The organism is Pseudomonas sp. I8001 (assembly GCF_013385345.1).
Taxonomy (GTDB): domain Bacteria; phylum Pseudomonadota; class Gammaproteobacteria; order Pseudomonadales; family Pseudomonadaceae; genus Aquipseudomonas.
On sequence record NZ_JACAQC010000012.1, the window covers coordinates 123,480 to 133,803 of the forward strand.

Annotated in this window: 8 protein-coding genes; 7 read left to right on the plus strand and 1 reads right to left on the minus strand. The window is 62.4% G+C overall.

Going from position 1 to position 10,324, the window contains the following annotated elements; translation table 11 throughout:
* Positions 1 to 108: 108 nt before the first annotated feature.
* The 5 genes from HX839_RS12925 to HX839_RS12945 all read left to right on the plus strand — a co-directional run bounded on the left by HX839_RS12925 (position 109) and on the right by HX839_RS12945 (position 7,118).
* Positions 109 to 3,645, plus strand: coding sequence for a DUF2339 domain-containing protein (locus HX839_RS12925; RefSeq protein ID WP_177067135.1), 3,537 nt, complete (start codon positions 109 to 111; stop codon positions 3,643 to 3,645).
* The gene (locus tag HX839_RS12930; protein WP_177067136.1) at positions 3,645 to 5,000 is read left to right on the plus strand and encodes a DUF3999 domain-containing protein; all 1,356 of its coding nucleotides are present in this window, start codon (positions 3,645 to 3,647) and stop codon (positions 4,998 to 5,000) included. The genes HX839_RS12925 and HX839_RS12930 overlap by 1 nt, the downstream gene beginning before the upstream one ends.
* Before the next feature lie 107 nt (positions 5,001 to 5,107).
* Positions 5,108 to 6,118 carry a class 1 fructose-bisphosphatase gene (locus tag HX839_RS12935; RefSeq protein WP_003217989.1) on the plus strand — a complete coding sequence of 337 codons (1,011 nt, stop codon included), beginning with the start codon at positions 5,108 to 5,110 and terminating at the stop codon, positions 6,116 to 6,118.
* 143 nt (positions 6,119 to 6,261) lie between these two features.
* A complete protein-coding gene (locus tag HX839_RS12940; protein ID WP_003217986.1) occupies positions 6,262 to 6,516 on the plus strand; it encodes a hypothetical protein in 255 nt (84 codons plus the stop codon).
* Positions 6,517 to 6,548: 32 nt separating this feature from the next.
* Complete coding sequence (locus HX839_RS12945) at positions 6,549 to 7,118, plus strand: lipocalin family protein (RefSeq protein WP_003217984.1); 570 nt, start codon at positions 6,549 to 6,551, stop codon at positions 7,116 to 7,118.
* Positions 7,119 to 7,247: 129 nt separating this feature from the next.
* On the opposite strand, the gene HX839_RS12950 is transcribed toward HX839_RS12945, so the two are convergent.
* On the minus strand, positions 7,248 to 8,612 hold the full coding sequence (locus HX839_RS12950; protein WP_087693348.1) for a formimidoylglutamate deiminase: 1,365 nt from the start codon (positions 8,610 to 8,612) through the stop codon (positions 7,248 to 7,250).
* A gap of 78 nt (positions 8,613 to 8,690) precedes the next feature.
* Here HX839_RS12950 and hutC point away from each other — a divergent pair, with 78 nt between their 5' ends.
* Both hutC and HX839_RS12960 read left to right on the plus strand, forming a co-directional pair.
* Entirely contained in the window at positions 8,691 to 9,470 is a 780-nt protein-coding gene (gene hutC, locus HX839_RS12955) for a histidine utilization repressor (RefSeq protein ID WP_173406113.1), read from the plus strand.
* Positions 9,467 to 10,027, plus strand: coding sequence for a HutD family protein (locus tag HX839_RS12960; RefSeq protein ID WP_177067137.1), 561 nt, complete (start codon positions 9,467 to 9,469; stop codon positions 10,025 to 10,027). Before hutC ends, HX839_RS12960 begins: the two co-directional genes overlap by 4 nt.
* The last annotated feature ends 297 nt before the right edge of the window (positions 10,028 to 10,324 follow it).

A 10,324-nucleotide genomic window follows, 5' to 3' on the forward strand; every position in this document is an offset into this window, starting at 1 on the left:
TTGTGACTGATCCACCGCCTTCGCGAGCAAGCCCGCTCCCACATGGGGTCCGTGTCGATATACTGAGCATCGCCTTTGCCCGCTTCGGGCTGCTTAGGGATATCGACCATGCAATGGATTTTCATGCTGATTGGCCTGGTGCTCGGCTGGACACTCGACGAGTCGTTCAGTGATGCGGGCATTGGAGCGCTGCTCGGTTTGGGCATTGGCCAGGCGATTCGCCTGTCGATGCTCGCCTCGCGTACGGAGGAACAAGGCCGTCAGCTGGAGTCTGCCCGCAACGCCCTGAAAGTGGTCGAGCAACGCCTGGCCTTGCTGGAAAGGCCTGCCGCCGTTGAAACCCCCGGACCTGTGTTTGTCGAAGAGCCGCTGCCGGTAGCGGCGCCGCCCGAACTCGTCTGGGAATTACCCGCCGAACTGGAACCTGCCTACGCAAGTGTGGTGGCCGAACCCAGCCAGCCATTGCCGGCTGATGTGTGGCGGGCCGAACCGAGCGCGAAAATCCCTGAACAACCTGCCGCGCCTGCGGTGCCTCGCGGCCCCAACTTTATCGAGCGCGCAATCAGCGGTGCCCGCAACTGGCTGTTCGGTGGCAACACCGTGCTGCGGGTCGGTGTGGTGTTGTTGTTCCTCGGCCTGGCCTTCCTGCTGCGCTATGCCACTGAAGGCATGGTGGTGCCAATCGAGTTGCGTTACGCAGGTGTCGCCGGTTGCGCATTGGCACTGCTGGGTCTGGGTTGGTGGCTGCGGCTGCGCAACAGTAATTATGGGTTGATGCTGCAAGGCACCGGCATCGCCGTGTTGTACCTGACTGTGTTCGCCGCGATGCGCCTGCACCCGTTGCTCGACCCCGGCGCGGCACTCGGCTTGCTGGTGGCGGTCACCGTTTTCTCGGCGATCCTGGCGATTACCCAGGACGCCCTCGGCCTGGCCTGCGCCGCTGCACTCGGCGGTTTTGCGGCACCGATCCTCACGTCCACCGGCGCCGGCAACCATGTGGCGCTGTTCAGCTATTTCGCCCTGCTCAACGCAGGCATTCTCGCCATCGCCTGGTTCAAGGCCTGGCGCCTGCTCAATTTGATCGGTTTTGTCGGCACCTTCGGCATCGGCTTCGCCTGGGGCATGCGCTCCTATACACCGGAGCTGCTGTGGAGCACCGAGCCGTTCCTGATTCTATTTTTCCTGATGTACCTGGGCATCGGCCTGTTGTTCGCCCGGCGCAAGTTGCTGGAGATGCGCGACGCGCCGGACGATGACAGCCGCGGCGCGTTGCTGCGCTGGTCGGCGGCCAAGGGCGATTATGTCGACGGCAGCATGCTGTTCGGTCCGCCGCTGGTGGGCTTCGGTTTGCAGTTTGCGCTGGTGCAGCACCTGGAATTTGCCGCTGCGTTCAGCGCGCTGGCCCTGGGCATCATCTATATGGGCCTGGCTCGTTTGCTGAGTGGCGGGCGCGCCTTGCTGCTGGCGGAAACCTGCCTGGCGCTGGGTGTGATCTTCGCCAGCCTGGCGATTCCGTTGGGCCTCGACGCACGCTGGACCGCGGCGGCCTGGGCCGTGGAAGGCGCCGGGATTTTCTGGCTCGGCCTGCGTCAGCAGCGGCCTTTGGCACGGGCGTTTGGCTTGCTGTTGCAAGTCGGTTCGGCGCTGGCGTTCCTCAGCGAATTGCGGATTGGCGAGACCAGCCTGCTGGACGGTGCACCCTTGGGTGCGTTGTTGCTGGGGGCGGCCTTGCTGTTCAGTTTCGACCAATTGCGCAAGGCGCCGGTGGAGCACGCGGCGCAGTGGGAGCGTCGAGGTTTGCCGGTATTGGCCTGCGTCGGCCTGGGCTTCTTGTACCTGCTCGCACCGTTGCTGCTGTGGACCCAAGGCACGGCCATCAGTTGGGCGCTTGCCGGTCTTGCGACCTTGCTGGTGGGCCTGCGCATCGGCTCGCGTACGTTCCTCTTCACCGCGTTTGCCGTGCAACTGCTGGGTGGCGCGCTGTTCCTGCTGCGCCTGCAAGCGGGTGGTGATTCAGGCGCGGTGTTCAGTGCGGGCTGGAGCGGGTTGCTCACCGCATCGCTGATTGGCCTGGCATTGATCGGCGGCATGCTGCTGGCCGCGCGAGACGCCATGGTGCGCAGCGATGTGCGGTTGTTGCGTGGCCTGTCGGTGGTGTTGCTCGCCGGGTTGGTGCTGATCAACCTGGCGGTGCTGTTTGTGCTGCCGTGGGAGACCGCCAGCGGCGTGTGGGCGGCCAGTGGTTTGTTGATCATATGGCTGAGCCTGTACCTGCAACAGCGCGTCAGTTTTGTCTTCGGGTTGTTGCTGCAAGTGATCGGCGGCGCTTCGTTCCTGATCGCGGTGCCGGATCTGCTCGGGCCGCTGGCCAGCGAGGGGTTGCGTCCTTTGGGCCATAGCGGTTTCTGGACGCCAATGGTGCTCGGGCTGGCGGCGCTGGTCGGTGCCTGGCGCTTGCAGCGTCGGCCTCATGCGCCGGTGTTCGAGGCGTTGAGTTTGCAGCGGCTGTCCGACGTGCTGCTGGTGTGGGGTGCGGGTTGGTGGACGCTGGCGTTGGTCAGCGAAGTGCTGCGGTTTGCACCATCGATGCTGCAAGGCACCTGGCTGTTGGCGGTAGCGGCGGTGAGTGTGGCGATCTGGGCGGTATTGGCCCTGAGGCTGCAATGGGCGTCGCTGGGCTTGCTGTGCACGCTGTTGATGCCGGCGGTGGGCGTGGTGTTGCTGGGCGCGTGGGGCTCGCGTTATCACCCGGCGGCGAACTTCGCCTGGCTGGCCTGGGCGGCGGTGTTTGCGGTGCACTTCGTGTCGCTGCGGCGCCTGGCGTTGGTCATCCCGGAAAAAGCCCTGGGCGCCGCGCACGTGCTCGGCTGCTGGCTGTTGATCGGTGTGCTGGCGCTGGAGTTGCGCTACGGCCTGTTGTTGCTGTCCGAGGAATACAACGCCTGGCGCTGGCTGGGCTGGGCGATCCTGCCAAGCCTGTACCTGGTGCTGGCCGCCGCGCCACGCAGTTGGCCGTGGCCGGTGTCGGCGTACCCGCGCGAGTACCGGTTGTATGCCGCGTTGCCGCTGGCGGTGTTGATGCTCGGCTGGTTCTGGCTGGCGAATATCTTCAGCGACGGCACCGCCGAGCCGCTGCCGTATGTGCCGCTGCTCAACCCGCTGGATATTGGATTGCTATTCGCGCTGCTGGGTGTGTACCTGTGGTCCCGCAGTGCCGCACCGCAACGCGGCCCGCGCGCCGAACTGGTCGCTCAGGCGGTCGCCGGTGTCTCGTTGTTCGCCTTCTTCACTGCGCTGGTGATGCGCACGGCTCATCACTGGGGTGGCGTGCCGTTCCATCTGGATGCGTTGCTGGAGTCGATGCTGGTGCAGGCCGGGCTGTCGATCGTGTGGACCCTGATTGCCCTGAGCCTGATGATCGGCGGCCATCTGCGTCACCGGCGTGAGGTGTGGCTGATCGGTGCGGCATTGATTGCCGTGGTGGTGGCCAAATTGTTCTTCGTCGAATTGAGCAACCGTGGCGGGCTGGCGCGGATCGTATCGTTTATCGGTGTGGGCGGGCTGTTGCTGGTGGTGGGCTATTTCGCGCCGCTGCCGCCCAAGCGCCCCGAGCCGGTGGTTGAAACTGAAGGAGTGGCCTCTTGATGGGCAAGTTGAGTGTGGCGCTGTTGGGGTTGTGCACGACGTTATCGGCCTGGGCCCAGGAAACGCCCGCCGATTTCACCACGCGTGTGCCGCTGACGGTCAGTGGCGAAGGCCCGTGGTACCGCCTGGAACTGCCGCTGGCGGTGCAATTGAGCGCCCGTCAGGCCGACCTGAGTGATGTGCGGGTGTTCAACGCCGCTGGCGAGCCCCAGGCTTACGCACTGGCGCGGCAGTCGGCGCAAAGCACCGAAAGCCGCAGCCTGTCCAACGTGAAGTGGTTCCCGTTGTACGCTGCGGCTGACTCCTCCGAAGCCGTGCCCAGCGTGCGTGTGCAATCCACGTCCACCGGCACGCTGGTGCAAGTGCAGCCGCCGAGCCAACTGGAGGCCGGCGAAGAAGTGCTGCGCGGCTGGCTGCTCGATGCGAGTGCGATCAAGGCCCCGTTGCAGCAACTGATCCTCGACTGGACGAGCGAGCGCGACGGCTTCCAGCGTTTCAGCATCGAAGCCAGCGACGACTTGCAGCACTGGCGCGCCTGGGGCGAAGGGCAGGTGGCACGGTTGTCGTTTGCCGATGAGCGCGTCGAGCAGCATGAAGTGAGTTTGCCGGGGCAGTCGGCGCGGTATCTGCGTCTGCTGTGGAAAGGCCAGGCGGCACCGGCGCTGACGTCGGCGCAGTTGGAGAGTGTCAGCGCCCACAGCCTGCCGTTGCCGCTGGTGTGGTCGCAGCCGTTGTCGGGCAGCCGGCTCAAGGCCGGGGAATACAGCTGGCAGTTGCCCAACGCACTGAACGTCGAACGCTTGCGAATCGACTTGAGCCAACCCAACAGCCTGGCGCCGGTCACCTTGTCGGGCCGCCGGGAAACTAATCAGGCCTGGCAGCCAATGAGCAGCGGTTTGCTCTACCGGTTGACGCAAAATGGCCAGGACGTTTTACAGAACGAACTGCAGTTGCCGGGCCAGGCTGTTGCCCAGCTCAAGCTCGACGTGGACGAGCGTGGCGGTGGCCTGGGCGTGGAGGCGCCGACCTTGAGCTTTGCGGTGCGGGCCACGCAGTTGGTGTTCCTGGCGCGGGGCGAGCCACCGTTCACCCTTGTACTCGGCAATCCGTCGGTGAAAGGCGCGAACTTGCCGCTGTCGACCCTGATTCCGGACTACAGCGCCGAACGTCTCGCGGGGCTTGGGCAGGCCAAAGTGGCGGGCGAGGCGGTGGTCACATCGGCTGCGGTCGCGGCCCCGGTTGTTGCCGGGCCGAACTGGAAAAAGCTTGGTCTTTGGGCCGTGCTGCTGCTCGGTGTGGCGGCCCTGGGCGCCATGGCCTACAGTTTGCTGCGCAAGCCACCGGTGGCACGTTAAATAAAGTCCATGAACTCTATTGGGTTTAAATCCTCTGATAGGAGGAAATACGCCCCGACTCGCGTTAAACTGCGCGGGTTTTTAGCCCCCCATTTCCGGAGCCTTCCATGTCCCGCGTTACCCTGAGTCGCTATTTGATCGAGCAGACCCGCAGCAACAACACGCCTGCCGATCTGCGCTTCCTTATCGAAGTGGTGGCGCGTGCTTGCAAGGAAATCAGCCACGCCGTGTCCAAAGGCGCGCTGGGTGGTGTCCTGGGCAGCATGGGCACTGAAAACGTACAAGGCGAAGTGCAGAAGAAGCTTGACGTGATCTCCAACGAAATCCTGCTCGAAGCCAACGAGTGGGGCGGTCACCTGGCCGGCATGGCGTCCGAAGAAATGGACAATGCCTACCAGATCCCGGGCAAATACCCGAAAGGCGCGTACCTGCTGGTATTCGACCCACTGGACGGTTCGTCGAACATCGACATCAACGCGCCAGTCGGCACCATCTTCTCGGTACTGCGTTGCCCGAACGAATACCTGAGCCAGAACGAAGCCCTGAACGAAAAGGCCTTCCTGCAGCCGGGCACCGAGCAGGTAGCTGCCGGTTACGCGATCTACGGCCCACAGACCATGCTGGTGCTGACCCTGGGCGACGGCGTCAAGGGCTTCACCCTGGACCGCGAAATGGGCAGCTTCGTGCTCACCCACGAAGACATCACCATTCCTGCGTCCACCCAGGAATTTGCAATCAACATGTCCAACCAGCGTCACTGGGAAGAGCCGGTTACCCGCTACGTGGGCGAGTTGATGGCCGGCGAGGAAGGCCCGCTGAAGAAGAACTTCAACATGCGCTGGGTGGCTGCGATGGTTGCCGACGTGCACCGCATCCTGACGCGTGGTGGCCTGTTCATGTACCCACGCGACAGCCGCGAGCCGTCCAAGCCAGGCAAGCTGCGCCTGATGTACGAAGCCAACCCGATGTCGTTCCTGGTTGAGCAGGCGGGCGGTGCGTCCACCGACGGCCACCAGCGCATCCTCGACATCCAGCCTGAAGGCCTGCACCAGCGCGTAGCGGTGTTCCTGGGTTCGAAGGAAGAAGTTGAGCGTGTGACCGGCTACCACAAGGCGTAAGTCCTTGCGGTAAGCAAAAGCCCCGAAACGTTTCAGCGTTTTCGGGGCTTTTTTGTTTTCGCTCGTCGGGAACCAGACACCTCTTTTCCCTTCTAAGCTTCTGGCAGACCCCCAAGCTGCTTCGTCTCTCCAGGAGTTTTTCCATGTCGTTACGCCGTCTCGCCCTGTTGTCGTTTTGCGTGCTTCTGGCCGCTTGCAGCAAGGTCACTCAAGAAAATTACGCAAAACTGTCGGCCGGCATGCCAAAGGCCGAGGTGGAGTCGTTGTTGGGCAAGCCGACTGATTGTTCTGGCGCGCTGGGTATGTCCAGTTGCACCTGGGGCGATAAAAACAGCTTTATCAGCGTGCAATATGCCGGTGACAAAGTACTGATTTTTTCCGGGCAAGGCCTGAAGTAAACCGGGGCGAAAGCCTGCGGGAGAAAAACAACATGATGCGTTTCGTTCTATACCTCTGCGCCAGCCTGTTTTTGGCGGGCTGCGCCAGCCATTCTGGCGATGATCTGCAACCCAAGACTGTTGGCAGCGTCAACCTCAAGCGTTACCAGGGCACCTGGTATGAGTTGGCCCGTTTGCCGATGTACTTCCAGCGCAATTGTGCGCAGTCCGAAGCCCGCTACACGCTGTTGCCCGATGGCAACATGTCGGTGTTCAACCGCTGCCTGACCCCTGAGTGGAAGTGGCAGGAAGCCAAGGGCACCGCAACGCCGCAGGTCGCCGGCAAGACCGACAAACTGTGGGTCGAATTCAATAACTGGTTCACCTCGCTGTTGCCGGGCGTGGCCAAGGGCGATTACTGGGTGCTGTACGTCAGCGATGACTACAAGACCGCCATTGTCGGCAGCCCGAGCCGGCGCTACATGTGGTTGCTGTCGCGCACGCCGACGGTCAGCGCCGACACCCGCGAAGACCTGCTGAGCAGGGCGCGGCAGCAGGGGTATGACACCACACGTTTGATCTGGCGTACGTCGGACAAGCAGATGGCGAAGACCTCGCAGTAATACGAAACAGCGCCAATCCAATGTGGCAGCGGGCTTGCTCGCGAAGGCGGTGTGACAGTCACCAGATGTATTGACTGATCCACTGCTTTCGCGAGCAAGCCAGCTCCCACATTTGTTATGTGTCGTCTGTCAGCCCAGCAAATCCCGCAGGACCTGGGTAAACGCCCGGCTGCTGTCTTCTTCGGCGGCGTGATGCCCGTCGCGCACCACCCACTTCCCGTTGACCAGCACGTCGCGCACCTGGCGATCACCACCGGCAAACAACCAGCGATTGAGGATCCCGTCTTCGTTCGCTGTCGCCAGGTACGGATCGTTGCCGTCCAGCACCAGCCAGTCCGCACGCTTGCCAACTTCCAGGCGCCCAATCGGCTGCCCCAACGCTTCGGCACCGCCGTCCAGCGCGGCATCGAACAGCGTACGCCCAACCATCGGCTGATCGCTGCGATACAGCCGGTTGCGCCGCTGGTCCCGCAGCCGCTGCCCATATTCCAGCCAGCGCAATTCTTCCACCACGCTCAGTGATACATGGCTGTCGGAACCAATCCCCATGCGCCCGCCTTGGGCCAGGAAGTCCACCGCCGGGAAAATCCCGTCGCCCAGGTTGGCTTCAGTGGTCAGGCACAGCCCGGCAATCGCCCGGCTCCTGGCCATCAACGTCACTTCTTCCGGATTGGCGTGGGTGGCGTGCACCAGGCACCAGCGCTGATCCACTTCAACATGGTCATACAACCATTGCAGCGGGCGCTGGCCGCTCCAGGCCAGGCAGTCGTCGACTTCCTTCTGCTGCTCGGCGATGTGGATGTGCACCGGGCACGCCTTGTCGCTGGCGGCCAGCACTTCGCTGATCTGTTGCGGTGTGACGGCGCGCAGCGAGTGGAAACACAGGCCCAGCCGTTGTGCCGGTTGCGCGGCCAGAATCGGTTGCAGGCGTGATTGCAGGCTCAGGTAATTTTCGGTGCTGTTGATAAAGCGGCGCTGGCCTTCATTGGGTGCCTGGCCGCCGAAACCGGAGTGGCTGTAGAGCACCGGCAACAACGTCAGGCCGATACCGCTGCTGGCGGCCGCCTGGCTGATTTGCCGCGACAGCTCCGCAGGGTCGGCATAGGGCTGGCCGCTGACGTCGTGGTGCACGTAGTGAAATTCGGCCACCGAGGTGTAGCCGGCCTTGAGCATTTCGATATACAACTGGCGCGCGATGACCTGCAACTGGTCGGGGCGGATCTTGCCGACCATCCGATACATCAGGTCGCGCCAGGTCCAGAAACTGTCATTCGGGTTGCCGGCCACTTCCGCCAGCCCGGCCATCGCGCGCTGGAATGCGTGGGAATGCAGGTTCGGCATGCCCGCCAGCACGGGGCCCCTGAGCCGTTCGGCACCGTCTGCACTGGCGTTGGGCTCAACCTTGGTCAGCAGGCCATCGGCGCTGACTTCAAGACGTACATCGTTGGCCCATCCATTAGGCAGCAGCGCGCGTTCGGCAAAGAAAGCGGACATGATTCAGGCACCCCAGTCGTGTGTTTATTTGTATATACATATACAGACGTTTGCCTGCTCGGTAAACTCCGGCAAGCTATGCTTCTTTTTCACCTACAAGGATTTCCTGTGTCGACTCCGCCCGCCAAGTCTCCACTGGCTGCCCACATGGACGAAAGTCCGGCGCCCTTGTATGCCCGCGTCAAACAGATGATCAGCCAGCAGATTCTCAACGGCAACTGGCCGCCGCATTATCGCGTGCCTTCGGAGAGCGAACTGGTCAACCAGTTGGGCTTCAGCCGCATGACCATCAACCGCGCCCTGCGCGAGTTGACTGCCGAAGGCCTGCTGGTACGCATGCAAGGTGTGGGCACCTTTGTTGCCGAGCCCAAGAGCCAGTCGGCGCTGTTTGAAGTGCACAACATTGCCGATGAGATCGCCTCCCGCGGTCATCGCCATACGTGCAAGGTCATTACCCTCGGTGAAGAAGCCGCCGGCTCCGAGCGCGCCGTCGCGCTGGAAATGCGCGAAGGCGGGCGGGTGTTCCACTCGTTGATCGTGCACTACGAAAACGACATTCCGGTGCAAATCGAAGACCGTTTCGTCAACGCCCTGGTAGCACCGGAATACCTGCAGCAGGATTTCACCCAGCAAACGCCCTATGCCTACCTCAACCAGGTGGCGCCGCTGACCGAAGGCGAGCACGTGGTCGAGGCGATCCTGGCCGACGCCGACGAATGCAAGCTGCTGCAAATCGAAACCAGCGAGCCGTGCCTGCTGATTCGCCGCCGCACCTGGTCTGGCCGCCAACCGGTCACGGCCGCACGTTTGATCCACCCCGGTTCCCGTCATAGCCTGGAAGGACGTTTCAGTAAATGAGTTCGATGAAAGTCTGGCGCGCTAGCGATTACATTCGCATGCCGTGGAAAAACGGTGGCGGCAGCACTGAAGAAATCACCCGTGACGCGGGGGAGGGCCTGGACGGTTTCGGCTGGCGCCTGTCGATTGCCGATATCGCCGAGTCGGGCGGGTTCTCCACCTTTGCCGGGTACCAGCGCATTATCACCGTGCTGCAAGGCTCGGGCATGGTGCTGACGGTGGATGGCGAGGAACAGCTCGGGTTGTTACCGCTGCAGCCATTCCCGTTCAAGGGTGACAGCCAGGTGTCCTGCCGCTTGATCGGCGGGCCGATCCGCGATTTCAACCTCATCTATTCGCCGCAGCGCTATCAAGCGCGGTTGCAATGGATGGACGGCACGCAGCGTTTCTTCAGTGCCGCGCACACCGTGCTGGTGTTCAGCGTGGCCGATGAAGTGAAGGTGCTCGGTGAGCGGCTGAACCGTCACGACTGCCTGCAACTGGACGGTAACACCGGCCTGCTGGATGTCAGTGTGACTGGCCGTTGCTGCGTTATCGAATTGACTGCCGCCGCTTGAACAGGTGGGGGTTTCTTCCCCCACATTTTGTTTCCCTCTTCCCGCACCAACTTGTTACCGAACGCCCCAGCATGGCGCAAAGCCCTGCCTCGCTGACAAGTCTCCCGCACTGTAAAAATCCCCCGTAAGAAAATTCATCATGCTGCGAAGCCTTGTTTTCCAAGGCTTCCACCCTCGTCCCGAAAAAATCTTCAAACCTTGCGCGCAAAGTTGGCCGCTTGATTGCATATGCTTGTATGTACAAGTAAAGATGTGTGCGTAAGAGTCCATGAACATCCTCTTCGCACCCATCAATGT